26 protein-coding genes are annotated in these 26,605 nt (G+C 62.6%); 24 read left to right on the top strand and 2 right to left on the bottom strand.

The genetic code is table 11. The annotated features are described in order from the left end of the window. The first annotated feature begins 72 nt into the window (after nucleotides 1–72). The 8 genes from ACFP3H_RS10110 to ACFP3H_RS10075 all read left to right on the top strand — a co-directional run bounded on the left by ACFP3H_RS10110 (nucleotide 73) and on the right by ACFP3H_RS10075 (nucleotide 7,982). Nucleotides 73–1,428, top strand: coding sequence for a 3-oxoacyl-ACP reductase (locus ACFP3H_RS10110; protein ID WP_378602990.1), 1,356 nt, complete (start codon nucleotides 73–75; stop codon nucleotides 1,426–1,428). Continuing rightward, complete coding sequence (locus ACFP3H_RS10105) at nucleotides 1,428–2,297, top strand: MaoC family dehydratase (protein WP_378602987.1); 870 nt, start codon at nucleotides 1,428–1,430, stop codon at nucleotides 2,295–2,297. Before ACFP3H_RS10110 ends, ACFP3H_RS10105 begins: the two co-directional genes overlap by 1 nt. Before the next feature lie 174 nt (nucleotides 2,298–2,471). Further along, complete coding sequence (locus ACFP3H_RS10100; RefSeq protein WP_378602984.1) at nucleotides 2,472–2,636, top strand: hypothetical protein; 165 nt, start codon at nucleotides 2,472–2,474, stop codon at nucleotides 2,634–2,636. A gap of 438 nt (nucleotides 2,637–3,074) precedes the next feature. Further along, complete coding sequence (locus tag ACFP3H_RS10095) at nucleotides 3,075–3,428, top strand: hypothetical protein (RefSeq protein WP_378602981.1); 354 nt, start codon at nucleotides 3,075–3,077, stop codon at nucleotides 3,426–3,428. Between the two features lie 665 nt (nucleotides 3,429–4,093). Continuing rightward, a complete protein-coding gene (locus ACFP3H_RS10090) occupies nucleotides 4,094–4,537 on the top strand; it encodes a hypothetical protein (protein WP_378602979.1) in 444 nt (147 codons plus the stop codon). 239 nt (nucleotides 4,538–4,776) lie between these two features. Next, on the top strand, nucleotides 4,777–6,228 hold the full coding sequence (locus ACFP3H_RS10085) for a hypothetical protein (protein ID WP_378602977.1): 1,452 nt from the start codon (nucleotides 4,777–4,779) through the stop codon (nucleotides 6,226–6,228). Next, complete coding sequence (locus ACFP3H_RS10080; protein ID WP_378602974.1) at nucleotides 6,221–7,552, top strand: acyltransferase family protein; 1,332 nt, start codon at nucleotides 6,221–6,223, stop codon at nucleotides 7,550–7,552. Before ACFP3H_RS10085 ends, ACFP3H_RS10080 begins: the two co-directional genes overlap by 8 nt. A 58-nt stretch (nucleotides 7,553–7,610) precedes the next feature. Then, nucleotides 7,611–7,982 carry a hypothetical protein gene (locus tag ACFP3H_RS10075; protein WP_378602971.1) on the top strand — a complete coding sequence of 124 codons (372 nt, stop codon included), beginning with the start codon at nucleotides 7,611–7,613 and terminating at the stop codon, nucleotides 7,980–7,982. A gap of 33 nt (nucleotides 7,983–8,015) precedes the next feature. Here ACFP3H_RS10075 and ACFP3H_RS10070 read toward each other — a convergent pair whose 3' ends face one another. Further along, nucleotides 8,016–8,408 carry a transposase gene (locus ACFP3H_RS10070; protein WP_378602968.1) on the bottom strand — a complete coding sequence of 131 codons (393 nt, stop codon included), beginning with the start codon at nucleotides 8,406–8,408 and terminating at the stop codon, nucleotides 8,016–8,018. 36 nt (nucleotides 8,409–8,444) lie between these two features. Then, nucleotides 8,445–8,834, bottom strand: coding sequence for a helix-turn-helix domain-containing protein (locus ACFP3H_RS10065; protein ID WP_378602964.1), 390 nt, complete (start codon nucleotides 8,832–8,834; stop codon nucleotides 8,445–8,447). A 379-nt stretch (nucleotides 8,835–9,213) separates the two neighbouring features. Between ACFP3H_RS10065 and ACFP3H_RS10060 the strand changes: the two genes are divergently transcribed. From ACFP3H_RS10060 to ACFP3H_RS09985, 16 genes are all read left to right on the top strand, one after another. Next, nucleotides 9,214–9,906 (top strand): hypothetical protein, encoded by a 693-nt coding sequence (locus ACFP3H_RS10060; RefSeq protein WP_378602961.1) that lies wholly within the window; start codon nucleotides 9,214–9,216, stop codon nucleotides 9,904–9,906. A 721-nt stretch (nucleotides 9,907–10,627) separates the two neighbouring features. Continuing rightward, a complete protein-coding gene (locus tag ACFP3H_RS10055; RefSeq protein ID WP_378602959.1) occupies nucleotides 10,628–11,227 on the top strand; it encodes an ImmA/IrrE family metallo-endopeptidase in 600 nt (199 codons plus the stop codon). Between the two features lie 98 nt (nucleotides 11,228–11,325). Further along, on the top strand, nucleotides 11,326–12,093 hold the full coding sequence (locus ACFP3H_RS10050) for a PE-PPE domain-containing protein (protein WP_378602956.1): 768 nt from the start codon (nucleotides 11,326–11,328) through the stop codon (nucleotides 12,091–12,093). Between the two features lie 33 nt (nucleotides 12,094–12,126). Next, nucleotides 12,127–12,357 carry a hypothetical protein gene (locus tag ACFP3H_RS10045; protein ID WP_378602953.1) on the top strand — a complete coding sequence of 77 codons (231 nt, stop codon included), beginning with the start codon at nucleotides 12,127–12,129 and terminating at the stop codon, nucleotides 12,355–12,357. Further along, nucleotides 12,335–12,631: a hypothetical protein gene (locus ACFP3H_RS10040; RefSeq protein WP_378602950.1), complete on the top strand. Its 297-nt coding sequence runs from the start codon at nucleotides 12,335–12,337 to the stop codon at nucleotides 12,629–12,631. Before ACFP3H_RS10045 ends, ACFP3H_RS10040 begins: the two co-directional genes overlap by 23 nt. Nucleotides 12,632–12,861: 230 nt before the next feature. Continuing rightward, nucleotides 12,862–13,638, top strand: coding sequence for a peptidoglycan recognition protein family protein (locus tag ACFP3H_RS10035; protein WP_378602947.1), 777 nt, complete (start codon nucleotides 12,862–12,864; stop codon nucleotides 13,636–13,638). Between the two features lie 165 nt (nucleotides 13,639–13,803). Further along, a complete protein-coding gene (locus tag ACFP3H_RS10030; protein WP_378602944.1) occupies nucleotides 13,804–14,418 on the top strand; it encodes a hypothetical protein in 615 nt (204 codons plus the stop codon). Then, nucleotides 14,415–17,555 (top strand): hypothetical protein, encoded by a 3,141-nt coding sequence (locus ACFP3H_RS10025; protein ID WP_378602941.1) that lies wholly within the window; start codon nucleotides 14,415–14,417, stop codon nucleotides 17,553–17,555. Before ACFP3H_RS10030 ends, ACFP3H_RS10025 begins: the two co-directional genes overlap by 4 nt. Continuing rightward, nucleotides 17,542–18,423 carry a DUF6881 domain-containing protein gene (locus ACFP3H_RS10020; RefSeq protein ID WP_378602938.1) on the top strand — a complete coding sequence of 294 codons (882 nt, stop codon included), beginning with the start codon at nucleotides 17,542–17,544 and terminating at the stop codon, nucleotides 18,421–18,423. Before ACFP3H_RS10025 ends, ACFP3H_RS10020 begins: the two co-directional genes overlap by 14 nt. A gap of 156 nt (nucleotides 18,424–18,579) precedes the next feature. Then, nucleotides 18,580–19,017, top strand: coding sequence for a hypothetical protein (locus ACFP3H_RS10015; protein ID WP_378602935.1), 438 nt, complete (start codon nucleotides 18,580–18,582; stop codon nucleotides 19,015–19,017). A gap of 71 nt (nucleotides 19,018–19,088) precedes the next feature. After that, nucleotides 19,089–19,676 carry a phage tail tube protein gene (locus ACFP3H_RS10010; protein WP_378602932.1) on the top strand — a complete coding sequence of 196 codons (588 nt, stop codon included), beginning with the start codon at nucleotides 19,089–19,091 and terminating at the stop codon, nucleotides 19,674–19,676. A 117-nt stretch (nucleotides 19,677–19,793) separates the two neighbouring features. Further along, nucleotides 19,794–20,084: a hypothetical protein gene (locus tag ACFP3H_RS10005; protein WP_378602929.1), complete on the top strand. Its 291-nt coding sequence runs from the start codon at nucleotides 19,794–19,796 to the stop codon at nucleotides 20,082–20,084. After that, complete coding sequence (locus tag ACFP3H_RS10000) at nucleotides 20,045–20,461, top strand: DUF5361 domain-containing protein (RefSeq protein ID WP_378602926.1); 417 nt, start codon at nucleotides 20,045–20,047, stop codon at nucleotides 20,459–20,461. Before ACFP3H_RS10005 ends, ACFP3H_RS10000 begins: the two co-directional genes overlap by 40 nt. Before the next feature lie 95 nt (nucleotides 20,462–20,556). Then, complete coding sequence (locus ACFP3H_RS09995) at nucleotides 20,557–22,716, top strand: hypothetical protein (RefSeq protein WP_378602923.1); 2,160 nt, start codon at nucleotides 20,557–20,559, stop codon at nucleotides 22,714–22,716. Further along, nucleotides 22,716–23,609, top strand: coding sequence for a phage tail protein (locus ACFP3H_RS09990; RefSeq protein ID WP_378602920.1), 894 nt, complete (start codon nucleotides 22,716–22,718; stop codon nucleotides 23,607–23,609). The genes ACFP3H_RS09995 and ACFP3H_RS09990 overlap by 1 nt, the downstream gene beginning before the upstream one ends. Nucleotides 23,610–23,696: 87 nt before the next feature. Beyond that, nucleotides 23,697–26,354, top strand: a complete 2,658-nt coding sequence (locus ACFP3H_RS09985; protein WP_378602917.1) for a DUF3990 domain-containing protein — start codon at nucleotides 23,697–23,699, stop codon at nucleotides 26,352–26,354. Nucleotides 26,355–26,605 lie beyond the last annotated feature (251 nt).

The raw sequence follows: 26,605 nt of genomic DNA, 5'->3' as shown, positions 1-26,605 counted from the left end.
AAGTGTGCGCTCACACGGGGGACACTGGGCGGAGCACGGTCACACACTCGTCGAGCACAGAAGGTAGGAACAGTGGCAGCCAAGAGCAAGGGTGCACCGAACCTCTACGGATCTTTCATCCACTCCGCCCCCGGCGCGTTCCTCGCGAGCAAGCTGGGTCTGCCGCAGCCGGCGCAGCTGCGCCGCTACAAGGCGGGCGAGCCCGCGCTGCCGGGCCCGGTGCTGTTGGGCGGCAAGGGCCGACTGGCCGAGCCCGTGCGCGCGCTGCTGTCGGACTACACCGTCGCGGACTCGCTCGAGTCGGGCACCAAATACGGCGCGCTGGTCTTCGACGCCACCGGCATCGACTCCATCGACAAGCTCGCCCAGCTGTTCGAGTTCTTCCAGCCCGCCATGCGCAGCCTCGCGCCCTCGGGCCGCGTCGTCGTCCTCGGCACCACCCCCGAGCTGGTCGGCTCGGTCGACGAGCAGATCGCCCAGCGCGCGCTCGAGGGCTTCACCCGCTCCATCGCCAAGGAACTGCTGCGCGGCGCCACCGGCCAGCTCGTCTACGTGCACCCCGAATCCGGTGCTGCCGCAACGGGTCTCGAGTCCACCCTGCGCTTCCTGCTCTCGGGCAAGTCCGCGTTCGTCGACGGCCAGGTGATCCGCGTCGGTGCCGCCGAGTCCGTCGCCCCCACCTCGTGGGACAAGCCGCTGGCGGGCAAGGTGGCCGTGGTCACCGGCGCCGCGCGCGGCATCGGCGCCACCATCGCCGAGGTGTTCGCCCGTGACGGCGCCACCGTGATCGTCGCCGACATCCCCGCCGCCGGCGAGGCCCTGTCCGAGACCGCCAACAGGGTCGGCGCCACCGCCCTGGCCCTCGACGTCACCGCCCCCGACGCCGCCGAGCGCCTGGCCGACTTCGCCACCGAGCGTTTCGGCGGCATCGACATCGTCGTGCACAACGCAGGCATCACCCGCGACAAGCTGCTCGCCAACATGGACGAGGGCCGCTGGAATTCGGTCATCAGCGTCAATCTCGCTGCCCCGCACCGCATCACCTCCGGCCTCGTCGCCAAGGGCGTGCTCAAGGAGGGCGGCCGCGTGATCGACGTGTCCTCCATCGCCGGCATCGCGGGCAACCGCGGCCAGACCAACTACGGCGCCTCCAAGGCCGGTGTCATCGGCATGGTCGACGCCGAGGCCCCGCTGCTGGCCGAGAAGGGCATCACCATCAACGCGGTGGCCCCCGGCTTCATCGAGACCGCCATGACCGCCGCGATCCCCGTCGGCACCCGCGAGGCGGGTCGGCTGATGAGCTCGCTGCTGCAGGGCGGCGAGACCGTCGACGTCGCCGAGACCATCGCCTACTTCGCGAGCCCCGCGTCGAACGCGGTGAGCGGCAACGTGGTTCGCGTCTGCGGTCAGAGCCTGATCGGCGCCTGATGACCCAGACGATCACGCTCACCGAGGTCCCCGGCAACGGCGGCCTCTACGCGAAGGCGGCGCTGGGCGCCGTCCCGCTGCCCGCCGCGCTGTCCGCGCGCAAGCCGACCCTGCCCGACCGTCGCGTCGTCGTCGACGGCGTGCGGGTCGACCCCGACCACCTGGCCGCCTACTGCCACGCCACCGGGCTGCGGTTCAGCGACACCCTGCCGCTGACCTACCCCTTCATCCTCGCGTTCCCGCTGGTGATGGAACTGCTCGTGGCGCGCGACTTCCCGTTCACGGCGGTCGGCGCGGTGCATTTCGAGAACGTCATCGAGCGCACCCGCGAGATCTCGGCGGCCGAACCGCTCGACTTCACCGCGCACATCGACAACCTCCGCGAGCACCCCAAGGGCCTGCTCGTGGACGCGGTGACCGAGATCCGGGTCGGCCGCGAACTGGTCTGGCGCCAGGTCTCGACCTTCCTGCACCAGCAGCGCACCTCCCTGTCCGGCGGCCCCAAATCGGTGCCACCGGCCGACGAGGTCCCCCCGCCTCCGCTGCGCGTGCAGCGCGTGGACCAGAAGATCGTCAACCGCTACGCCGCGGCCTCCGGCGACCGCAACCCGATCCACGTCTCCGGAATCGGCGCCAAGGCAATGGGTTTCCCGAAAACCATCGCCCACGGCATGTGGTCGGCCGCGACGATCCTCGCCTCGGTGGAAGGCCGCGTCCCCGAAAAGGCCACCTACACGGTCAAATTCGGCAAGCCGATCTTCATCCCGTCCTCGGTGAACATCTACGCCGACCAGGCAGGCACCGGCTGGGACCTGTCCATCCGCCACCCCACAAAGGGCTACCCACACCTCACCGCCACGTTGCGCTGAGGCCGTCACCGGCGAGGGCCGCACACTCCAGGGGGGTGTGCGGCCCTTGTTGTTGCGGGCCGACTAGACCCTTGGGTTATCGGTCGGCATTCTGACCTCGGCAATCGCTACGCTGAGACGGTCTACAAGCAGTGCGAGGAAGTACTGGGAGAAGGACGATTCTGGCTGGTCCATGTGGTCGAGATCGATCAGTGGACGCAAGCTCGCAACCTGCGCGAGGTCGAGCCGATGGCGCGCGACCTGATTGCCACGTTGCTGGAAGTCGAGCCGAGCTCCTTCGAGGTGGCAGTAGAACTGGGCGTCTCGTTCCAGCGCGCCGGCCAGCTCCTGAATCGGTAGGGGCGGTTCGGGGACGTTCGGCAGCTTCTTGTCCGGGTCTGAATCATCAAATTCGTTGCGGCGTAATCGTTTACAGCTACATGCTCGTTACGGAGTCGGCGGCGTGAGATCAATCATGGTCTGTGCTGGGCGTTAACTGGGTACGCGGGAGGTTTTGCCACCGCGACCCCCTGTTTGTGGGGGTTGTTCCGACGAGTGGTGGTTGATTCGGTCGATTGTCCAGCAGTGATTCGTCCTGCGAATCAGGCAATTGAGACATGGTCGGGATGGTTCGCGGGTGACCTCGCTGCGGCGAGCTCGGCGATGGCGAACTTGCGGCTATCTAATACCGCCTGCCCTCGAACCTGTGGGCTGGGGTCGGCAACCCTCGGGATGTTAGAAATTTTCCAGTCGGCAACAACGTCGGCAATCATGTTGCATACCAAGGGGATTGACTCGATGAAGAAGATTCGCACGCTCGGTTTCGGCATCGTTCTCGCGGCCGGAATGGCCATGTTCGGCACCGGTGTCGCCGCGGCTGATGAGAAGCCCGAGACCGGCGGCGGCACCGAGCAGGAAGTCAGCACCGGTTCGGCCGAGGGCCTGGCCGCTCTGATCGAGGCTCTGCTCACCGGCTCCGCCGAGGCCCCGGCTGATCCGGCGGACCCCGCCGACGCCATCGCCGACGAGGCCGAGGCCGGCGGCGCCGATGATCCCGCCACCGGCTCCGCGGACAGCCTCGCCGCCATCCTGAAGGCGTTGACGAGCGGTTCGGCCGGTGCGGAGGAGCCGGAGACCGGCGGGACCGAGTAACTCTCACCCGATGACGAATGCCCGGCCTTGTGCCGGGCATTCGTCGTTTCGGACCCGTGTGCCGGGAAGTGAAGCGTTTCGCATCATCAAGGGTTGCCGATTCGGCGCGTGCCTGGGCCTTCTATGAAGACGGACAGAACTTCGATCCCGGCTCTGTGGGCGATAACGGACCCTTGTGCACTGCGGCTTTATCGGTGATGTAGATCACATATGCTGCGTTCACGGTGGGGTTCTTGCTCTTTGGGTCCTGGGGGCAGGTGCCTCGACTGCGGGGCGGGTCGCCGACGCAGGATTGAACAGCTATTCGGCAGGAACCTGGCCGGACATCTTCCGGCTACTCCATCGGTTGGCCGAAAGACCTCAAATACGCTGTCTAGCAATCGATTTCAGCAATTTTATTGTTACGCCTCTTCGGGGTGAGATTAGTCATGAACTGTGCCGGTCATTAACTGGGTATCAAGAAAGGTTCGGCACTTCGGATCTGGCTGCGGGCGGGGCTGGTGGGGTCGGAAACGGCGGATTGGCCAGCGATGATGATCTTGAAATAATCAGACAATCGCGACATCTGCTCGGGTGTGAAGCGGGGATCTCGCGGCCGAACCATTGGCGCCGCCCAGCGATAGGCAAATATCCGGCAATCGCGTTGTGCTCGCGCTGACGCTGTTGTGTCGAGGCGCTGCGCCGGCCGCGTGCCAGACTTTTTTCAGTCGGCAATGACGTCGGCAATCATGTTGCATACCAAGGGGATTCACTCAATGAAGAAGATGCGCACGCTCGGTTTCGGTCTGGTCCTCGCGGCCGGGATGGCCATGTTCGGTACCGGCATCGCCGCCGCCGACGAGACCACGCCCGAGACCGGCGGCGGTACCGAGCAGGAAGTCAGCAGCGGTTCGGCCGACGGTCTGGCGGACCTGCTCGAAGCACTGGTCACCGGTTCCGCGGGGGCGGACCCGGTCGACCCGACCGACCCGACCGATCCGACCGATCCGATCGATCCGATCGACCCCGTCGACCCGATTGACCCCGTTGACCCGGTCGATCCCGTCGACCCGGTTGACCCCGTCGACCCGGTTGACCCGATCGAGCCGGAAGCCGGCGGGGACGAGTAACTCCACCCGATGACATATGCCCGGACCAGCGCCGGGCATATGTCGTTTCGGCCGTAGTCGCCGAGCGACTGCCCACAACTGGCGTTCACCCGGGCCGACACTAGGATTCCAGCTGTACGTTCAGTTGCCCGTGTTCGAGCTATCCGTGGTGTGGTGTGACGAAAACTGATGTGGCGGTCGAGGATTCGACCGTGGTGGGGGACAGGTCAGCTCCGCGGAGCGGGCGTCCGGTGTTGGTCGTGTTCGTGACGACATGGTTGGCGTACGGGGCGGCGCTGCTGGTCAGCAGTCGCGACCTGTTCACCCGGGTGCTGTTCGAGGAGGGAGACGCGGCGACCGTCTCGATCCAGGTGCTCGCGGCGAAGGATTTCGAGCTGCTCGTCGGCAACTACTCGCGGGTGGGGTTCCATCATCCCGGCCCCGCGTTCATCTACGTGCAGGCCTTCGGCGAGTGGCTCTTCTACGACATCCTGCATCTGGTGCCCTCGCCGTGGAACGGGCAGGCCATCGCGATCCTGCTGCTCAACGCCGCGATGCTGGCGCTGGCGCTGAGCATCGTCTACAGCTGGTACCCGTCGTCGATGCTCATCGCGGGGCTCGGCGGCGCGAGTCTGCTGTTCTTCACCGCCTATCGCGAACTGATCAGCCACCTCTGGTTCCCGTATGTGTATTTCGGGCCGTTCCTCGTCTTCCTGATCGCGACATCCTCGGTGGTGGCGGGCCGAACCAAACATCTGTGGATCGCGGCGCTGGCCGGCGGACTGCTCATTCACGGGCACGCCGAATTCCTGTTCTTCGTGCCGCTGCTCGGCGGGATCGCGCTGTACCTGGTCATCTGGCGATGGAAGCTGGAGGTCGCCACGCGTGATTGGCGATTGTTCGGTGCGGTCGTGGCCGCGTTCACCTTCCCGATCCTGCTCAACACCATCGTGAATTTCCCCGGCGAATTGCCCAAGTACGTCGGCTACGGCGGCGGACACGGGATTCATCTGCCGTGGACGGCGGCGGCCTATACCGTGCAGTTCTGGGGTCCCAACCTCGTGCTCGCCCTGATCACCTTCGTCGCGCTGTTCACCCTGGTCACGGTGGTGGCGCGCGGGCAGCGGTTCCTGCAGGTCGGCCTCGCGTTCTGCGCGGCAACAGTGCCGTTGATGTCGATCTACGCGATGATCGGCATCGATCAGATCGATGAGGCCTATATCGGCTACTTCTCCTACGCGGTCCCGCTGTTCATGTTCATGCTGCTGCTCATCGGCCTCACGCAGCGGGCCGACTGGCTGAAATACGCGGGCGTCGGGTTACTCGTGATCGGAATAGCGGTGGTCGCGATGACCAACTCTCTGGTCAACCGTCGCCATGAAATGGTAGGTGTACCAGCGGCTTTGGAGTCCATGGCCGAGGCGGCGGGCGACCGCGCGATCGTCTTGGAACGTCGCCCGCACGGCGCGTGGGCCGAGGTCGTTCCGCTCGTCCTCGGCGGCGCTCGCGCCGGTCTCCGGGTCTGCTCCGACGACGCGGCGCGGATGGAACTGCTGGTGACCGCCGAATTCGTCTGCACTGCTGAGGAATTGGCGTCGGGTATGCGATTCGTGGTGGCACGAAAGGATGCCGGCGAACCTGTCGGCCGAGTCGTGGGTGAGATCGGCCAGAAATCCGGCAGTCAGCGGAGTTGGGTGACGGCAGTTGACTGAGACCGAACTGGGCAGCCGCGGCTTCGCCTGGTCGACGGCGCTGCGTCGGGCCACTCTCACCTCGCCGGCAGGCCCGGACGATTCATCCTCGAATGCGACCGGTCGCGTCCGCGCCGGCCGGTACGAGTTCCTGGATGCCCTCCGAGGCATCGCCGCGCTCGCCGTGGTGCTCGAGCACTTCTCCGCCCCGCTGTGGCCCGCATACGGCAAATACCTGGGCGATCACGTCAACCCGGGCGTGGTCGGAGTCTTCGTCTTCTTTATCGTCAGCGGATTCATCATCCCCGCCTCGATGGAGCGCGGCCGCTCGCTCGGCGCCTTCTGGGTCGGGAGATTCTTCCGACTGTTCCCGCTGTTCTGGGTGATCATGGTCGTGGCGGTGTTGCTGCACCTCGTCGGCATGTACGGCGGCCCGCCCGGCTTTCTCACCGAACCGTTGTGGAACCTGGTCACCAACGCCACGATGGCGCACTACTTCATCACCGGTCACGATTCGCAGATACTCGTGGTCGCGTGGACCCTTTCTTACGAGCTGATCTTCTACGCCCTCGTCTCGCTGCTGTTCCTCGGCAGACTCAACCGCCGGTCCGTCCCCGTCGCGATCCTGGCGATCGGCGCGATCCTCGCCGCCGCACTGTTCCTGACGCCCGCGCTGCTCAACGGCCCCGACTCCGACCTCACGACCCGCCTGGCGGTTCTCGCCGCCACCGCCGTGGCCGCTGCCTTCTTCGCCTGGCGCGCGCCCACCCGTCGCGCTGCGACCGTCGCAGTCCTGATCGCCGCGCTCGCCATCCCGTTGGCACTCAACCAACCAGGCCCCTCGGGCTATTCGGCCGCCATCCTCGCGACGATGTTCGTCGGCACAGTCCTCTACCGCATGACAGCGGGCGACACCCCCGCGTGGCTCGGGTGGGCCGTGTTCGGCCTCGCGCTCTGCATGGTGATTTCCTTCGTGCTCATCCCCGCCCTCGGCGGAGACCCGGCCGCCGAGGCCACACAACTCGGCCTGAAGGGACCAGCGCTGAGCATCATCGTCGCCTACGCCCTGTTCGCCGCGGCCCTACTCCTACGCCGCCACTCCTTCCCCCGCCCCCTCCTCTTCCTCGGCCGAATCAGCTTCTCCCTCTACCTGGTCCACGGCCTGGTCACCAACTTCGTCCCCAAATGGCCGACCTCGACCTTCGGCGTCCTCGCCCCCTGGCTCACCTGGACCACCTGGCTCATCGTCGCCATGGCCTTGTCTGTGCTGACCTACAACAAGATCGAGAAACCGTTCCTCGCGCGGGGGCACCGGGTGATGGCGAAGATGGACGCGAGAGGTTGAGATGAGATTTCGTCTACGGGGTGCAGCCGGTGATACGGTCAAATTCAGTCCACGCGGTATGGAACATGTAATTCCGCAGTCGGGAAGCATCTGGTTCACCCCGGTTCCACTCCCCAATGGTGACAAGAAGGACAATTTGTTCACCATCGAATGGGGGAGGAAATCCGCGGTGGTCACCGAGGACCGCTGCACTCTGAACCTGATGCCGCCATCGGATGTCGGGAGTGGCGATAATCGTGCCACCAGATTTCGGCAGGAAGCCACCGTCACCGCCGGCGATTATCTCGATATCGCAGTCACATTGCTCCGTGAAGAATGGGCCGCTGAAGACGAGGTGACCTTGGACCGGCAGCCTGACGAACTCGTAATAGAAGAAAACTCTACTCTGCTGTACGCCCAGGCTTCCGATGGTATGGATATCGGAGTTTGACGATACCGGCCAGGGATGCGTTCGGAGCATCAGCTACCAATGCCGATATCGAATGTTGCGTAAGGTCGCCAGGACTTGCGGTGCGTGACCAGTGCGCGCTCGGCAACGGCCTTCGTCGAAGGTGACATCACGAACCCGGTGGACTCGGTTCTCGATCCCCCAGTGTCCCCGCAACCACGTAGCGATCAACGCTGGCGAGGCATCGGCGACGGTCAAGGTAGTGATCGCGTACACGATTTCAGTGCTGCGTTTCCCGGTCTTGTAGTCGGTGCGAGTCCGGGTCATCCGCAGCACCTGCTCGGCGCCGGGGAAGCCGATCCCGGCATCGATCGCGGTGGTCTTCAACGTGCGGCGCTCGCGTCGACCATGCCCTGTGCCCGTGCTGAGGTCAGCGACGGGAACCTGTTTCCAGGGCAGTGCTTTCAACCGTGACCGTCAGGAGGGCTGCTGGGCGGATCCTGCTCAGCTGTGCCTGGCCGCTCGAAGGCCGTTGACGTAGGCGGCGACGATCCGCAGGTCCCCTTCGGACAGGCCGGAGAGGTCGACGATTCCCTCGGCGGGTTGGGGTCGCGGCCGCTCTGTGTCGACCGGGTCCAAGCCGGCCTGCGTGAGCAGGGGCTCGGCATCCAGGCCGACTGCTTCGGCCATGGCCTGCAAGGTTTCGGCGGTTGTGCTGGCCTGGACCTTCTGGCCGCGCTTGTACTGGGTGCCGTTCTCGACCTGCGTCCACAGGCTCGTACTGATTCGTGCTGCCTTGGCGGCGCGGTCCATCGACATCTCGCGCTCCTTGCGAGCAAGCCGCAGGGTGGCGCTGACCTCGGACGGGACCACCGCGCTCCGTTGTCTCACCATGCATCGAGGGTAGCAGATTGTTTGCACTGATGCACGAAGTGTATGCATCCACTCGCTGCGGGCGTGTTAGTCGCGGCTGACCCCACCTTGGGATCGGTACTAGGGGCGGCCGAGTTTGTTTGTGCGAACTTATAACTGGGTAACGCGCTGCGCGAACTCGGCTTGACAGCGGCGGCCCAACAACGTTGCATACAACGTATGTCCGATTGTGGGTCCCAGTAGGAGTCACTCCGCGACATCGCCCCGCTAGGCGCCACTCCGTTCGGCCGCGTAGCGGGCATGCCCGGGGCTCTGCCCCGCTATCAACCGAAGGAGCAAGTACATGGGCCCAAACGATGCCGTTCCGGCGTCGAACCGCACGCGGGAGGATCCGTGCGGTGTGACCCCCTTGGACAGGTGGGCCGACGACAACCACCTGTACCTGGATCGAGAAGATGCGCGGGACCTGGCCAGAATGCTCGGCGACATCCCGGACCTTGCCGAGGATTTGGCGGACGCGCGCACCCGCCAGACCCGGTTCGGCACCGTGGACTACCGCACCCGTAACGGTGCGCGCGAACAGCGGCTCCCGTTCAATCCGGCCGCCGCCACCGCGGCCGACCATCTCCAATCGGTCCTGGCGGCATGGGTTCGGTTGGTTTGTGAACAGCGCGGTGTCGCCTACAGCGGCGCCACGGGTATCGCGGGGATGGCGGAATGGTTGCAGCGCAACATCGTTGCGTTCGCCATGACCGAAGGTGTGGAGACCGCACCGGCTGAGATCAGCGCCGCGATCGAAGCTGCGGAGACGGTCGTGTGCCCACCCGCCGAGATCGCGGCTGCCGACGCCGACCTGGTCCTGCGCGCCAGGGCCGTGCGCCTGCACGCCGCCGCCATCGGCAAGCTGGCCGAGCAGTTGGGCGACGGCTTTCGCAAGCTCACTGCTCGTCGCGTCCGCACGCTGCGCAAGGCGGGTCTGATCTCCCCGGTGCCGGGGCCCTGGTCGGCGGAGTGGCCTGAATTGTTCGTCGTCGGTGAGGTTCTGGACGCGCACCGGGCCCTCCCATCGCGGGCGCGAACGAAAGATGCATAGCGAACAGAGTGGCCCAGCGGGGCGTCGGCAGATCACTGCCGGCGCCCCGCTGGCGTTGTGTGGGCTTCGGTGCGAGCGGGTGGACGGGTCCAAAAGGCTTAGGCCGCACCATATTCGCGCAGACTCGGCGGCCTCACGCGATCGAAATACCCACCGCCACCTGCGATTTCGCATCGCACGAAACTGAGGGTTGACAAGTTGCGGGCGATGCCGCAAACTAGTGCCAGCGGGAATTGCCGTGCCCAAAAGTGGTTTAGCGCAGCATGATTCGACTCCGACGAGTGTCGGCCCCGTGGATCCTGATCGGGACACAGTTCGTGTCGACGCTAGAATGGGCTTGTGCTCTCGACCGAGAGTCTCGACATTTCGGCTGCTGGGTGAGGTTCTTCTTGTGTCAGGTGCATTCGGTGCAATTACTCCCGACGATTCCGGCAGGTCGATCGGGGAGGGATCCGCTTGTGAAGGAGATGGCCGCCTGCCTCGGGTAGGCACTTCGATGGCAGGTGGAAAGAAGGCGGTCGGCCACGTCGACCTCGCCGATATCTGTGTAGAAGATCTCCAAGTCATCGCTGGTGCGGTGGACCGTTGGCGTTCGCTCCGACGACCGACCATTGTGACGCGTCCCACCTCTCGGTGACCTGACATACGCCATCTGACAACGTCGGGTGGTGATGGTGTGAAGGTCGTGTTGAGTTCCGAGTTGTGAGAGTTGTGTATTGCCATGGGTGATGAAGGTGAGTCGGACGCTTCGGTGCCCGGCCGACGAAATATCCCGGTGCAGCGTAATGGGTTCAACGCCCAAGAAGCCGCGTTCGACCAAGGAATCCGGGTGGAGTCGGCGGTGGTCTTCGACTTCGTGTCGTATTGGTCGGTCGTCGACCGCGCGATCGTGATCCAAGCGGATCTCTCCGGTCATGTGCGAAACGAAGTGATCGCACACGCTGTCGCACACATCGAGATGGCCGATTCGCTCGAGCTCGCCGCAGCACTCGACGGTGACCGGTGGCGCGGTCGCGTCGAGATGCAGGTGCACGAGGTGGTCGCACACCGCCTGATCCCCATCGCGGATCTTCGTGACGCGTTGGAGGTCGCCAACGATCTTCCCACCGTCGCGGCATTGCTCGGAGTCACCGAGTTCCTGCTCGGCTGGCGGTTGCAGAACCTGGCGAACGAGGAGTTCGCGGCGATACCGCCCCACCTGCTCGACCGCCTTGGCTGGCTGCCCGGAATGCCGTCGGAGTACCCCTACCGGTGCCTGTGGCCGACCTCCAGCTCGGGCGACGTACTACGCCAGTTGGCGCCCGGCCGACACCACCGGTAATCAAGACCCACTCAGCCCTCGTCCCGTGAAAACGGAACGGGGGCTTTGTCGTTGGCGCAGTAATGCGATCTTCCACCACGTTCCGGAGAGGTACGAACATGTCACTGTGGTCCCCGAAAGGATCGCCTCGCACCATCGACGTGCTGGTTGTCGGCGGAACCTGGAACCCGGGCGGCGACGGCGTCACCGGCGCCTTCATCGACGGGCTGAACACGTCGATGTTCACCGCCCGCATGGTTCCCTACCCCGCCGACTACGGCTCGTATGTGAGCTACACCGAAAGCGTCGCCGAAGGTAAGCGCGCACTGCTCGCCGCCATCGACCGCACGCCGAATCTCGTTGTACTCGCGGGATATTCGCAGGGTGCGGCGGTCGCGGGTGACCTCGCGGCCGAGATCGGTCGCGGTGAGCATCCCGGCCGTGAGGTGATCGCCTGCGCGCTGATCGCCGATCCCCGGCGCCCCGCGGGCAAGTACCTCGGCGACACCGATCCCGGCGGCTACGGCGTGGTGGGGGAGCGGCACATCGACGGCATCCCCACCTACTGGGCGGCGGCCCCCGGTGACCCGATCACCGCTCTGCCTGCGGGAAACCCGCTGCGGACCATCGCGGACCTGAGCGCGTTCTTCAGCTTCGCCAATGCGAACGCGGCCGTGCGCTGGGCGCAGCGAATGCTCGATACCGCCACGCGAAATCAGTTGCAGCGCTGGTGGTCTCCCTCGAACTGGCAGCAGTGGTCCGGCGCTGTCGCCTTCGCTCGCGGCTACCTGTTCGACGGCAGGCACACCACCGACTACGTCCGCCATGGCCACGCCCGCGCACTCGCCCAGGCGCTGAACCGCGATGTCGCCGAAGGGCGCATCTGAACACCCACGAAAAGTAGTGGGAAGGAACACATTATGAGAATCAACAAGACCCCGGAGCCCGCGCTCGTGCGATCTGTACTCGTCGCGATCACCGGCGTCCTCGCCTATCTCCTGGGACGTGAGATCGATGCCGCGTGGATCGAGACCTTGCTCACTCTTTACGGTTTGGCGACTCCGGTGATCGCCGGCGCGCTCATCCGCCCCGCTGTCACACCGGTCACCGGAACGGCCGGTGAAGCACATGTCGACGTGGTTGAGCCCTGAGTTCGTGCAGGCGATCGGAATGGCACTGGCCACCGTGATCGGCGCGGTGACAGCGTGGCAGGCCAGGGAAGTCGCCAAGTTGCGGGAGCGGGTCGTCGCGCTCGAGGAACAGGCGGCCGACGATCACCTGCGATTCCGCGACGCGATCCGACTGATCCGAGCGCTTCAGCGCCACATCGACGAACTACTCGGCTTCCTGCGCCTGCATGTGCCAGGCCAGGAACCCCCGGTGGCGCAGTACAAGATCCCCGCCACCCTGCAAGAAGAAATCTGACGACCCTCGACGTCGTCCCAGAACCGCATGCGGTCGGCCCCCGGAGAACACTCGACACAGTGCGGGATTCGAGCCCGCCGCATGCCCGCTCCTGACGCGCCCGTCTCCCGCAGGTGGAACGCGGTCGTAGACGCAGACGCTGCGTCAGGAGCGAAGGTCCCGCCCTCGCCACTTCCCCTCATCAGCGAGGGCGGGACCACCAAAACCTCACTCACCCAAGGAGATAACGCATGTCCTGGACCGGAGATCCGGTGTGGCTCGCCGACGTACTGCGCGATGCCGGCCTCGACGTGATCGAGCACCAAGGCTGGCGCGACCGAGGCCACGGCGACTTCCGTGACATCCGCGGCGTGCTCTGCCACCACACCGCGGGCGGCGGCCGCAACGACTGGCGCATCGTCCAGGACGGTCGCGCCGACCTTCCCGGCCCACTCGCCCAGCTGGTCCTCGAACGCGACGGCACCTACCGCGTGATCGCCGCGGGCGTGTGCTGGCACGCGGGCCGCGGCTCCTGGCCCGGCTGGCCGACCAACAACGCCAACTACCACGTGATCGGCATCGAAGCCGTATCTCGCGGCGACGGAACCGACTGGACCCCAGCACAACTCGACGCCTACAAGCGCGGCTGCGCGGCCATCCTGGCCCGCATCGGCCGCGACGCCGAGGACTGCGTGGCCCACCGCGAGTACTCCCACGAAGGAAAAATCGACCCGGCCGGTATCGACATGGACGAGTTCCGTCGCGAGGTACAGGCATTCATCGACGGAAAGGACGCTCCGATGAGCGCATCCGAAGTCACCCGACTCCAAGATTTCATCACCGCCTTCTGCGGCCCGATCGGGTCCGATGTGAAGGATATTCGCGAGCAGCTGTGTGGTAGCCAGCAGCGTGACGCGGGGATGTTCGGAGGGTGGGAACAGCTCGACGGGATGACGGTGGTCGACGCGTTGGCCGACGTTCTCGACCGACTCAAGGCCCTCGAATCGCCCTCGCCCGAGAGGAGGTGACCTCCATGCTTCCTGTCCTTCTCGAACTACTCGAGCTGGCCGTACTGCTCGCCCCGGTGATCCTGCCGCTGCTCGGCCTGTCCTGACTCCATACCCACAACCCGCACGAGCCCGGCCGTCAGGCACGGGCTTTTTTCATGCCCAGAGCTCGGGAGGCTCCACCACATGTCCGGTAAAGAAATCATCGGTTCGGTCGACTTCAAGTCCAACGAAGCCTCGACACCGGAATACGTTCGGACCGAGTCCGGCCAGCTGGTCACTCCCGAGTTCCTGGCCTTCTTGCAGCAGACGATGTCGGGCAAGCTCGCCGAGCCGGAAACCGATGACGAACTCGACCCGCAGGTGCGCGCTCTGGCGGAAGAGCTTTCGGTGATCCACCTGCCCGCATGGACCAGCCCGGTCGGGCGCAGGCTAGCCGAGCCGACAGTGACCTCGATCAAGCAGGCGACCCGGGTCGCGGAATACCTGATCAAGCGAGGCGTGCGGGTGCATCCCGAACTCGAGGAGATCAGGTGGGTCCCGACTCCGGCCGGCGCGCCCGGCGCGTTCGACACCGGTACGCACATCACGCCCGACGCCGAAGGCAATTGGCCGACGCCCGATGTCGAGGAGTTCTACGACTTCGACGAGATCACGGTGAAACAGGTCGAGGGGAGTGCGTGGTTCGCGACTCATCCCCGGGGGATCGCGTGTGAGGGGAAGACGAAGTCGGAAGCGTACGCGGCGATGGTGGCCGAGCTGCGTCGCAGGATCGATGATGCGTCGGACGGTTCGAAATGAGTGATGTCGTTTCGGATTGGGTGAGTGCCGGCGCGGCATGGCGGGCGTCGTTGACACCGCTGGGGGCTGGGTCGTCGGGTGAGCGGGAGCGGCAGTCACGGGTTTTCAACCATTCGGGGATGAATCCGGCTGCTGCCGCGCGAGCCTATGACCGGGTGCTGGCCCAGCGGAAGCTGACAGAACAGGCGGGATATCCCGGCAGTTCGGCAGCAACGCTCATCAACGATAAGTCGCCGGTACAGCCTGGTGTGACTTCTGAGTGGACGCCACCGGAGAAGAAACCGCTAGAGCAGCCAGGTGTTACTTCACCAGCGCCGACTGAGAAGAAGTCGCCGGCACAGCCAGGTGTGACTTCTGAGTGGACGCCACCGGAATACCAGGGTCCTTCTGTCTTCGATGTCGCTAGTCCTCCACCGGATCAGCCGGACGGCACTCCGTGGGAGACCACGACGCAGCTTGGCGTTGCCACGAATGTGATCGTTCCTGGGACTGGTGGGCAAACTATTGATACCACAATCACGCTTCCAGATAACAACGTTATAAGTATGCGTCGTGTGGCTGACGGAAACGGGGGATACACGATTTGGATGAATTCCTCCGGCACAATGTCGGTTATTCTTCCAGAGGGGGCAAATGGTGTCGGTGCAGGAAATTCGCTGCAGTACACCATGGCGCCTGGTGACGACCCTTCGAATCCAACGATAGTCTCTATTCTCAGCAAGGGCGGAAGTGAATCAGTATCTCTAGATACACGGTCGGGAACTATCTGGGGAACGGAGCAACTCGATAATGGCGAGCAAGAATTCACGATACCCGATAGCAATAGCGATCGCTACTCCTATCGCACGAACACTGATGAAATGGGCAGGTCCTACACCGAGTTGGTAGGGGAGCGGCACCACGATCAGACTGGTTGGTATCTCGGGATCGATGGGCTACATCGCACGTATAACGCGGATCAGAGTGTCGATGTTCTCGGAACGGACCATGCCGGGGTGTATCGAAACCTACACATCGGATCTGACAAGCGAATAAGCGGCTGGATTGCGAATGACAGTCGCAACACATACTCCACTATCATCCTGACCGATGACGGATCCTTCGAGTCGATACGAGACTCGTCCGGAAAATTGCTGCACAGCACGTCCCGGAACTTCCGGGGGGTCGTAACCCGAGAAAATAGCTACGATCCAGACGGTAAAAGAACGTCATATCTAGATCATTCCGACGGCACCAGAATGATATATGCGGAGGATGGTCTGCGGATTCATGTAAAGGATCCATGGCACTACACCATCATAAATCCAGACGGGTCACGGCAGGATGTCGATACCACTCCCACTGAGGACACGAGATCTACAACCGAAAAGCTTATTGACTCTCTGGGGAGTTATCGAACTTGGATCCATGACAAAGTTAAGACAGTTGGCCTATCGGCGTTCGAGCTGACAAATATTGGCGCAGATATAAATCTGTTCGCTGGGCAGTTCGGATACGAGCCGGATCTACCTTCTATTTCTAGGTCGATGACTGGAGATGACATCCGGCTGGATCCGGTTTCGAGTACGACCCTAGGCCTAGGAATCGGCATCGGTGCTGCGGCGTTTGGCATCGTTTCCGCAGACTTGAAGACGCAGTTTACTGCTGCAAGTCAACTCGGCAAGTGGGTTTCCGGAGGCCAAGGATTCACCGATGCTGTAGGTAATATTTGGATCCCAGTGCAGCGTAGCATTAACGCACGATCCTTGGCTGTGCTGAATACCGATTTGGAAGGCTCGACACGCCACCCATTAAAGACTTCTGGCGATTTGGCGTTCGGTGCAGCCACATTGCTTCTACCGATAAAAGGGTTTGGTCCTGCAGTAAAAGCTGGCGCTACGACTTCGGCTCGAAATACTGGTACAGCAGCCGACTTAGTAAACGCAGTTGGGAAAGGGGGGAGACGGAAGCCGTCCAATGGCCTGGACGCCTCTCTCAGTGGTCGAAACCCGAAAGATGTAAGTCCGGTGACGGACGCTAGAGGATACTTTTCGCTGAAAGAGCAGTCGGCAGACGTCACCAATAGTTTGATCGAGCATGGCCGCAATAGAAATTATGCTCTGACAGCGACAGTCGAGGTATTCGAGAGCGTCGCCAGGTCAATTCGGCTGCGTATGCTCCGCGAGTTGGCAGAACAGGGTGCATCTGCTCTCGGCGGGCGAGTTGGAAACGGTGGCGCAACTTTCTACTCGGGAAATAGTCGTGGCGGATCAGGGCGGTCGACACCGACAGGACAGATGGGCCGCCCATCGTCCGCTCAGCCGTTCCGATCTGGATCAACCAACGGTGCACACTACTCCGACGTTTACCGCCAGCTACCCGGATATAGGCCGCCGGTGTCGTCCTTTTCGCGCCTATTGAATCCTCAAGACAAGGCAAAGTTGCGGAATCCGTTCGATGGAAACGGGAACGTCGTGACAACAAAATTGGAGCCAGGCCATCGCTACGAGTTTCATGATGGTAAGAACGTAACGTATGTGCATACGAATTCGACGGGAACGCCGGAGTTCATCGATACATGGGGATCACGCGACAAGGATGGTGGTACAACTGGTGCGATTAAGCGCAACAAGATTCTCCGTGACTTGCAGCCGAACGCAGTATATCGTGTAAATGGAAAGTTCTGGTTGCGAACCGACCGTACAGGCTTGGTCGTTGAGGCGTACGGCTCAGGGCTCGGAATTGTTCCTCTGGCCAATCGTGTGAGATCCGCAAGCTTGCAGAATGCTTTCAATAGAATGCGTGGCAGAATATCGGGACGTCCACTGGATGCTGGACATCACTTCCGAAATGAATGGGGCTCACCAGCCGAAATGGCATTCTATTCGCCTCAACGCAGTGCTGTGAACCAGTCTCCGGGTGCGTATTATCAGATGGAGGCAGAGGTCACCGCCAAGATGAGGCAGTCGGTATCAAATGGTGGTTCCGGGCTAGCCGAATTCAGTCTTGTTCTAGATTACGGCGCACCTCCGGTTCGACTTCCTTCTGTAGGCAGGAGACCGATAGGAGATGAGCGTGCTCCGTGGTACTATCACACGCGGTATCGAATGCACGGTGATCGACAATGGGAAGAGGTAAACTCAATTGTCAACAGATGATCGCACCTCGGGCGACCAGGCAATTATTCTGCAGCAGACTTTGTTGCGAAACATTGCGGATGATTTGGTGAGTAGCGCTCATGGGGGGTGGCATCGAATTGATGCCGAATTTGCCTTGGTGGGTGAACGTGCATTCTTACGTGTTATATTCGACTCCGGTGAAGGCGATTTCCCCGCACCTATCATACCTGCGAGACTTCCGAATTCGGTTCGGGAACTCAAAGATGTGATGTACATTCCTGGTCGTGGATCGTGGCTCACCATGCGCTGTAGCGTGTTGGCAGACCGCTCCTTTGAGAGCAGCTTCGGATACGACGAGCGCCCCGAAGTCGGCGAAGAAATATTTCGTGATCTTGTCAAGGAGCTCGAGCTATATCCACGTACCCTCGTTCCGGAGTGGATTGCCGAAGAGTTGGGCGATGATTTGCCCAATGTGGACGCCGACACTGCCGACAGGAGGCATCCCGAGTATGCGGATCGGCCGGGAAAAGACGCGGAACTTGGTCCCAGCGATCTGTATAAGCCTGTAATGGATAGGGCGATCGCCTCGCGTCTTGCTGTTAGTTTTGTTCCCGAGGAACCGGGCATCGAATACTTCAGCATCGTTCGGAAGTACGTTTCTGAGCGTGATCCAGTTATGGTGTTCTTGGAGTTGGGAGAAGGTCGACTCGAATACCGAAAGGTTGAGGTTTTCCCTAATGGGTGTGTCGACAGCGCCAGTCTCACATCAGAGGGGGAGTATACCCTGTCTCATGAGGATCCGTGGCCGTCAACTTCGGAGCTGTTGCGGGACGAGCGTATAGTTTCTATTGCGCAGATTTCGCCAGAGCAGTTCCAGACTGAGTGGCTGATTGTCTATGGATTCTGATCGATCGGTGTCCCTAGTTCCTTTCTGGTAACGCAGGGTTTCGCTCTATCGAAAGGTATGCTCCGCGTATATTTATGGATATCCCGATCGGTTGTTCGGTCGGGATTTTTCATGCCTAAATCATGGTTCCGATCGATTTCTGTTCAAGGACTTGACATGAATGAAAGAATACTGTTTCCTGATATCGAACAAACTTTGGTCGATTATCTAACGACGCAACTTGCCGCGGTATCTGATACCGCGACTGTGGTCAGCCGGGTCCTAGATCCGCGTCCGGCCCGGATGGTGCGAGTTACCAGAAACGACCGAAAAGCCCGAGTTGATGTCGAGGATCGGGAGGGGCGCCGTAGCGCTCAGCTGATTCTCGATCGTCCTCGTGTTGTTCTCGAGTGCACCGACGACGCCGGCGCGGCGGCAACCCTTGCCGCGCTTGTGCGTTCGATCCTGAGTGCTGCCGCTCCCGGCTACCTGGGCACCGTGTGGTGCGACCAGGTCGAGGATGCGGGTATGGAGAACGACACCGATCCGGTGACAGCCGCGCCGCGGTACACACTTGTCACCGACCTGATTGTGCGAGGCACTGTCCTCGCCTGACTCCGTTCCGGAGTCGAACTGAAGTACCCATCCCGAGGGCCTGCGCAACAATCCCAAGGGAGATAACAACAATGGCTCTGCCTTCCAGCAATTTCATCGGCGCCGGTACCCCGAACCTGGCCGTTTCCGGCGGTGTCCTGGTGGCGCCGCTCAACACCGTCCTGCCGACCACCGCGGCCGGCACCATCGCCCCCGCGTTCACCGCGCTGGGCTACGTCTCCGAGGACGGCATCGAGTCGCTCGGTGAGCGTCGGGTCGAAACGGTCAAGGACTGGAACGCCGATATCATCGCCCAGCTGCAGACCGAGCACTCGGTCCGCTTCGGCCTCACCCTCTACGCGGTGTGGGACGAGGACGTGCTCAGCGAGATCTTCGGTGAGAACAATGTGACCGCGACCGCGGCCACCTCCACCTCGGGCAAGCTGATCAACGTCCGCGAGACCGGCGCGGTCCTGCCGCGTCGCTCGTGGATCTTCGACATGAAGACCGAGGACAAGAAGCTCCGCATCGTGCTGCCGAACGCCAAGATCTCCTCGATCACCGAGAAGAAGTTCGTGTCCAACGAACTGGCCGGCTTCACGATCAACGTCGAGGCATTCAAGGACGATTCCGGCATCAAGGCGTACCGCTACCTCGATGACGGTCTCAAGACTGCCTGATTGAAAGCCCCCAACGGCGGCGGGTAAAACACCTATGCGCAGGCCCGCCCGCCGCCGCTGGGCCCTTCCCTATTTCTGTCATTCACCTTCACCGAACAACGAAAGGGTCTGCTACCCATGACTTCTCCTGCTGCTCCCATCAAGATCGCCCAGCCCGCGGTCGTGAAGGACGATTTCACCTACCTCGTCGGTGACGCCGAAATCGTGCTGCCTTCGCTGTCCTACCTCAAGCCGGGTCTCGTTCGTCGAATTCGTCGGCTCGGCGATGTCGACGCGATGTACACCCTGCTCGAGCTGAACCTGACGCCCGAGGCGCTCGCGGTGCTCGACGACATGGATCCCGACGACTACCACCGGCTGCTCGAGGCGTGGCGCGCGCACTCGGGGCTGAGCCTGGGGGAATCCTAAGCCTCGATGCTCTTCTCGAAGAGCACAGCGAGGCAATCGAATACGACCTGATCGCCTTCGGGCTTCGGCTGCGGATGCTCGGCACCGACGCGCTCTGCTGGGCCGATCTGCGATCGATCGTGAAGCACCTTCCCCTCGATTCGGCGCTGCTTCGGGTGATTCATCCGGAAGCCAGTCGATGGAAGGTCGCCGAGCATTTGTTGGCGGACGTCTCCGACAGCCTGCGGTGGTTGGCCTGGGCCAGAACCGATGACGGTCGACGCGGGCGCAATCAGCCCGAACCGATCGCTCGTCCGGGCCGGAAGTCGAACCGCGAACGAGTCGGCACCGCAACGGAACTCGATCAGATGAACGACTTCCTCGGCTGGAACGAGTAGGTGGCCGCAGCCCCGGAGCGGTCGAACGCAGAAAGTGGATACCAATTGTGAAGAAGAAACGCCCAACGGCGATGACATTGCCGGACGTTCTTGCGATGACCACGAGCGGCACACCGGCTCCGGGAATGCGGATCAGCCTGCCGAGCGGGGCCGTCTGGGAGGGCGGCACCGGCGGCGGAACGGCCACGATCACCTTGCCGGAGGAGGACACGGTCCTGCTCGACAAGGATGGCCGCATCCCGCCGAACGCCCTGATCGGCTCCGGCCTGTTCGGGGTGCTCGACAGTGTGTTGTCCGATGTGCTCGGCACCGGGCCGGGCACGATCGCGGAACGGGTCGCGGGGCAGGCGATGGACCTGCTCCGCCCCGACGCGGACGCGACCGACACCAAGACTCGTCTGATCAAGTTCTCGTCGAAGACGACACTGCTCAACCCGGCCAAGCCCGAATCCGGTGTCGAGAATGTCGTCTCCGAAAATATCAGTGCACCAGCGGGTTACGCCGCTGGTGGCGCAGTACGTGGACCCGGCACCGGTAGCAGCGATTCGATCCTGGCCCGACTGTCGAACGGTGAGTTCGTGGTCAACGCGGCCGCGACTGCCGGGGCGCTCCCGCTGTTGGAGGCCATCAACGCCGGCTGGGTTCCCTCGGCCGGCTACCTCGCGGGCATGCTGCCCGGGTTCGCCAACGGCGGACTGGTCGGCGACTCGGGGATGGGCGACCCGCAGAAGTGGCGCGAGATGCTCGGAACCGGGCTGATCGCGGATGTGCTCGGCAGCATCGGCGGCGCGGCCGTCGACGCGGCGGGGACCGCGGGCGCCGCACTCGGCGGAGCCCTGGCGCCCGTGCTGAGTGCGGGCGGACCGTTCGGTCGTCGCACAACCGAACCTGTGCAGGTCGATCTCGGCGCCAACTCGCCATTCCCCACCGATGGGCCGCCGATCACGGCTGCGCTGAACGTGGAACCGCAAGGTCTGATGGGCGCGATGCCCGCCTTCGCCCAGGAGTCGACTTCGACCGCCAAGGGCTCGGCGGCTCCGCTGTCGGCGCTTTCCGAGGCGTTGTCCGCGGGAATCGTCGCCTCGGCGACCGAAGCCGGCGGTCAGGTCGGTGCGGCGCTCGGTGCGGCTATCGCGCCCGCGCTCGGACCGGCCGGCCAGCTCGCGCCGGAGATCGGCGAGCAGCTCGGTCAGACGATCGGCTCGCGGTTCGGTGGTGGATTCGCGGCATCGATGTCGTTGAAGTCCGCGATCGGCACGATGCCCTCGGATCCGACCCTCTCGGACGGAGTGTCGGGCGGCAAAGTCGCACCCGGCGGTGCTGCCCCGACCTTGTCGACGAGTTCGGGCGGTGGTGGTTCCGACGGCGGGTCGAACAGCATCGTCGTCTCCGGGGGATCCTCGGGGGGCGGGTCGAATGTCGTCTACCTCTCCGGCGGTACCGGAGGCACTGTGGACCTCGGACCGGCGACGACGCCGCGTACGCCGAGTCTCAGTGAGGGCCTCCAGGGAACCAGCCTGGCCGAACCCGAGCACCGGACCACCTACGGAGGCGCCGACTACATCGATCGAGGATCGATCGTCGGCAGTGAGTTGGCGAAGAACTTCGGCGAATCGCTCGGACTCAGTGACACTACTGCCCTGCGTGACGTCGGCTCGACCGTCGGCGCGCTGGCCGGAGCACTCGGTATCCCGGCCGTCTCCAACGCGCTCTCGGTCGATGGTGAACTGGCCAAACAGCTCGGCATCGAATCCAACACCGAGTTCCTCGTACCGTACGAGCAGCAGAAGGCATTCGACTACGACGAAGGGTCGGGTCTGCAGGCGGGCGTCCAGGGATTCCTCACCGGCACCTCCTCGGGCGGCCTGGTCAAAGGTCTCACCGGTGCAGCCAAGGGCGCGGCCCAGGATCTGGCCGGCCAGGTGGGCGGCTTCCTCGGCGCCGGTCTCGGCACCGCGATCGCAGGTCCCGCCGGTGCCGCGATCGGTGGCGTGCTCGGATCCTTCGCCGGATCGACAGTGATGGGCAAGGCGGTCGACCTGGTCGCCAAGCCGATCGAATGGGCGGCGAGCACCGCCAAGGAACTCGTCGGCACCGGCTTCGGTCTGACGGACCTGGCCGAGGGCGTCGGCGGGCACACCGCCCGCGGCGACATCTTCAATTTCAACGGCATGGACCCCACTAGCGTCGCGATGTCCATCGCCCGCGTCCAGCGCCGCAAAACGGTCGCACAGCAACGCGGAGGAGTCGGGTGATGGCCAACCACATGCTCGAAATGCAAGACACCAAGATCGTGGTGTGGGACAACAACGGTCGCGTATGGCACCTGGCTGGTCCCAACGCGGGCCGCGAAGGCGTAAGGCTCTCGGCGCAAACAGGTTTCATGTTCGCACCGGTCCAGCTGCTCACCACCGAAGGGGCGCGGCAAGATGGTGCCACCTTCGCGAGGTCGGTCCGGTGGAAGAAGGAGTGGGACTTCCTCGCCATCATCTCCGCGGCCTCCGTCGCACGCGAGTCCAACCCCGTGCGCGAATTCCTCGCGGTGCACGACGCGTGGTTCCGAGGCTGGTCAACCGACAAGCCGGTCACCGTCGGCTACTTCACCCGACACCAGGGTTGGCGATTCCAGCAGTTCCAGCTCGATTCCGCGCCGGAGCCCTCCGGTGACATCGACCCGGCCCGCAACGGCTTCGCGATGTACCGGATCTCGGCGACCGCGATGGATCCGCTCGAGCGGCACTTCGACGAAACCATGGTGTGGACCAATGCCTCCGGCACCGGTGAAGGCGTTCTGCGCCTGCGCAATGCGGCGGATCAGCCGGCCTGGCCGCGCTACACGATGAACGGGCCAGGGCGCTGGTCGATCCTGGACCCGGTCGGTGGTGAACAGCCACGACTGGTCCAGACGCCGCGTCTGACAGCCGGTCAGACCTTGCGCATCGACACCCACCCGCGCCACCGGACCGCCCGCCTCTACACCGAGGGCAGTACCGCTGTTGTGAATGTCTGGGGACAGCTCGCCGGTCGACGCTGGCTCGCGTCGCTGAACCCGTGGACCAGCACCGACATCGTGGTGAAAGTCGAGGACGGGAACACCGAATCCAGTGTGATCGGGGCGGTGACGCCGCGGTCTTCGCGACCGTTCTGATCCTTCCCGCCAACTGAACATCGATCGAGAGAAAGCCCAATCCCCTTGCGGGGGTTGGGCTTTCTCGATAGCTGAGGAGGTATCGCCGTGGTGGTGCCGGAGCCTGTCGTGGGGTATGACCCGTCTCGGTTTCAGCAGTGGCTGGCGTCTTTGACTCCGCTGGGGTCTGAGGCGTCCAGCGGAACTGAGCGTCCGTCACGGACGTACAACTTCGCCGGAATGACTCCGCATTCTGCGGCGCGGCAGTTCGACCGGATTCGGAACGTGCAGGAGCTGCTCGGTATCGGGCGGCAGTCGCCACCGAGTATTGATTTCGTCGATGGGCCGGTCCAGATCGATCCGCCGGTAAGCGATGAGCCGATAGCGCGTGGCACGCGTGCGGATCCGGGGGAGAAGAAGGTCGCGGAGCCGAGGAGCGGAAACCAGCAACCTACTCCGGTACAGCCCGCGCCTACATCTCCGAACAATACGGCTGCCGTACCAACTGCCCCCCAACCGCAAAGTACGCCGACCACTTCGACGCCCGCGCCGACTACCACCAGCCCTGCGCTCGCGCCGACCGCTGAACCGACGGCACCGCGTCTGCCCGCGACGTCAGTGAGTCAGCCGTGGTCGCTGACGGGAGCGATGCTTGGAGTTCAAGAACCGATTCCAGCCCAAACTCAATTCGCCGAGAAACCGTACATATACGAATACATGAAGAATATCCCGGTCGCGCCGGGGGATTCGACAACCTTTGCGGGAGTCGCAACTGTTACGGTCGGAATCGACGAGACGATAATTACAGGCGTCCAGAATCCAACCACCGGTGAAAATGATACGACCGTCCGAGACAGATTCGGTGAAGTGGTCTCCCAGAGTCACTCGGAAATTGTGCCCGGGACCGGTGGTCTCACCCGCGACGCCACCATCACCGACAAGTTCGGAACCTCCAAGACACGAACTGTAGACGACGGACAGGGAAATCGTATTACCTGGACGGCGAATCCAGACGGCTCACATTCAGTTCACTACAGCAAATCGAACATCATCGTCGTAGAACCAGCACCCGGTTCGACTGTGCCTGCGCAAGTAATTCAGCTGAATCCAGACGGGACCAGCGGCTACGCCACGATGTGGCACAGCGATGGCCGTACCAGTACTGCAGAATTTCAGCCGAGCCTGCTCGGGACACCGGTCACTGAATACACACGTAGTGACGGTCCTTCTATGGAAGTACTGACAGTTCCCGACCGAACGAACGGCAAGCCGAGCAGCATCGTCACCGACCATTTAGGCAATCGGTCAGTGGTACGACCCGATGGCACGACAACTCCGGTGGACGAGTACAACGCAGCTCTCAGCGGAACCGATTATGGAAACACGTTCGACCCGATGAGTGGAAGGTGGGTCCCCAATCCGATCGTCGGCCGCGAGGCGCTGGTGCGTATTCCGGATGGAACTTCGATCCAGAAATGGCATATGCGGAATCCCGACGGTTCGAAGTACGAACTCGATGCCTATTTTGATGAGCAGGGAAACCTTCGCGGTATCGGCAAATGGGATTCTGGCGGACTCAAGTACACCTCGTTCAGAAATATCGACGGAATTCTTGTATCGGGCGAAATGTTCGACCTGGACTCTGGGTCCGCAGAAGACAACCGGCAGCTTGTCTACGACGGGGTCATGATCCTTTTCGGTATACCCGAAATGGCATTTCTCGGGGCGCGTCTCGGTGTCGGTATCGGTAGTCGGTATTTCGGCAGTCGTCTTGCCTCTCAAGGTGTTTCTTTGACCGGCCGCGAGCTCGCAATCGCCGGGTTGGGCGCAGGAGATACGCTTACGGGCGTTGTGGGTGGAGCTAGATCATCCAAGTATACCTCATTTCCCGCTCCAATGGCCCCAGGTTATGTACTGAGGCCACCGCTAATGCCGAACCGTGTTGAGGCGGTACAACTGTCGGCAAGTGCACCAAGACTACGACCGAATGGCTTAGGCCAACCCTCCGGTTCTGTTTCGGCGAGTGTTCCAGAGGTTTTCCAAGGCAGCCCTCGAATCGGTTCATGGATAGCAGAAGAACTAGCCTTCGAAGCGAAAATTGCGTCGGTTGCAGGCAATTCCTTCGCTAAACTGGACTCATCTCTTGATGTTGCGTCTCGTTCGAGAGCTCTCGTGTCGGCCGGAACTAGAAACATGGCTGGCGGTACCTCCTCGCGCGGTGCCGCAAACGTCTCGATTGATGGCGTAAATAGGTCCTCATCGGCATGGCATACGCGGTGGCTATTTGGGCGACGAGGTGGCAACAATGCTAATATTACTTTCTATCATGGAACAACGGCTGAATTCGCCAATATCATCAGGAGTTCGGGTGTTCAGTTTGGTCGAAACTCTCCCGGAAAGCTGGACTTCGGGCCGGGATTCTACACTTCACGCGAATACGACCAAGCCATCAAATATGCACAGAGCGCTATGAATCGAAATCCCGGTTCTTTTCCGGGCATCGTTGAGTTTCGGGTCCCTCGATCCGAAATGTCTCGATTGGCGCGGTTGAATTTCCCAAGTGCAGATGGATCGTGGGCCAATTTCATCTCTCGGTTTAGGCGCGATGATATACTCAATGACCATGCGTTCGATGTTGTCGAGGGACCGATTCTGTCAAATTTGCCCAAGTACCTTCGTGGAGAAGCTCCGACAGGAAGTGGTACTCAGACGAGTTGGCACACGAAAGGTGCGATAGATGTGCTGAATAGGTATATAGTCCAATAATATCGACTGAATAGGAGTTAGGGATGGTGCTGGGTATAAATATGTGGAGGGATCAGGAAGCGCTTGATTATCTCTGCCGCATTGCGTCTGAGATTTCGAATTCATACGGATTGGAACACCGCGATGCTATGATTCGGGTTGACGCCCGGTTTATAGGTGTGCGCATCGTCGGCGATGATCATTCGATCTATTTGATCGAGCCGGAACTCTGGGCAAGGAGTATCTTGTTTGGAATTCCTGTTGGCGAGATG

The organism is Nocardia lasii (assembly GCF_042658545.1).
GTDB classification, from domain to species: domain Bacteria; phylum Actinomycetota; class Actinomycetes; order Mycobacteriales; family Mycobacteriaceae; genus Nocardia; species Nocardia lasii.
Note: the sequence above shows the minus strand (reverse complement) of the source record. Positions and strands in the feature narration are given on the sequence as shown.

Excerpts from the sequence above, each read along its gene's own strand:
- ACFP3H_RS10105 (WP_378602987.1), top strand. The coding sequence starts at position 1,428 with ATGACCCAGACGATCACGCTCACCGAGGTCCCCGGCAACGGCGGCCTC.
- ACFP3H_RS10095 (WP_378602981.1), top strand. The coding sequence starts at position 3,075 with ATGAAGAAGATTCGCACGCTCGGTTTCGGCATCGTTCTCGCGGCCGGA.
- ACFP3H_RS10075 (WP_378602971.1), top strand. The coding sequence starts at position 7,611 with ATGGAACATGTAATTCCGCAGTCGGGAAGCATCTGGTTCACCCCGGTT.
- ACFP3H_RS10065 (WP_378602964.1), bottom strand. The coding sequence starts at position 8,834 with ATGGTGAGACAACGGAGCGCGGTGGTCCCGTCCGAGGTCAGCGCCACC.
- ACFP3H_RS10055 (WP_378602959.1), top strand. The coding sequence starts at position 10,628 with ATGGGTGATGAAGGTGAGTCGGACGCTTCGGTGCCCGGCCGACGAAAT.
- ACFP3H_RS10050 (WP_378602956.1), top strand. The coding sequence starts at position 11,326 with ATGTCACTGTGGTCCCCGAAAGGATCGCCTCGCACCATCGACGTGCTG.
- ACFP3H_RS10045 (WP_378602953.1), top strand. The coding sequence starts at position 12,127 with ATGAGAATCAACAAGACCCCGGAGCCCGCGCTCGTGCGATCTGTACTC.
- ACFP3H_RS10040 (WP_378602950.1), top strand. The coding sequence starts at position 12,335 with ATGTCGACGTGGTTGAGCCCTGAGTTCGTGCAGGCGATCGGAATGGCA.
- ACFP3H_RS10035 (WP_378602947.1), top strand. The coding sequence starts at position 12,862 with ATGTCCTGGACCGGAGATCCGGTGTGGCTCGCCGACGTACTGCGCGAT.
- ACFP3H_RS10030 (WP_378602944.1), top strand. The coding sequence starts at position 13,804 with ATGTCCGGTAAAGAAATCATCGGTTCGGTCGACTTCAAGTCCAACGAA.
- ACFP3H_RS10025 (WP_378602941.1), top strand. The coding sequence starts at position 14,415 with ATGAGTGATGTCGTTTCGGATTGGGTGAGTGCCGGCGCGGCATGGCGG.
- ACFP3H_RS10015 (WP_378602935.1), top strand. The coding sequence starts at position 18,580 with ATGAATGAAAGAATACTGTTTCCTGATATCGAACAAACTTTGGTCGAT.
- ACFP3H_RS10010 (WP_378602932.1), top strand. The coding sequence starts at position 19,089 with ATGGCTCTGCCTTCCAGCAATTTCATCGGCGCCGGTACCCCGAACCTG.
- ACFP3H_RS10005 (WP_378602929.1), top strand. The coding sequence starts at position 19,794 with ATGACTTCTCCTGCTGCTCCCATCAAGATCGCCCAGCCCGCGGTCGTG.
- ACFP3H_RS09995 (WP_378602923.1), top strand. The coding sequence starts at position 20,557 with ATGACCACGAGCGGCACACCGGCTCCGGGAATGCGGATCAGCCTGCCG.
- ACFP3H_RS09990 (WP_378602920.1), top strand. The coding sequence starts at position 22,716 with ATGGCCAACCACATGCTCGAAATGCAAGACACCAAGATCGTGGTGTGG.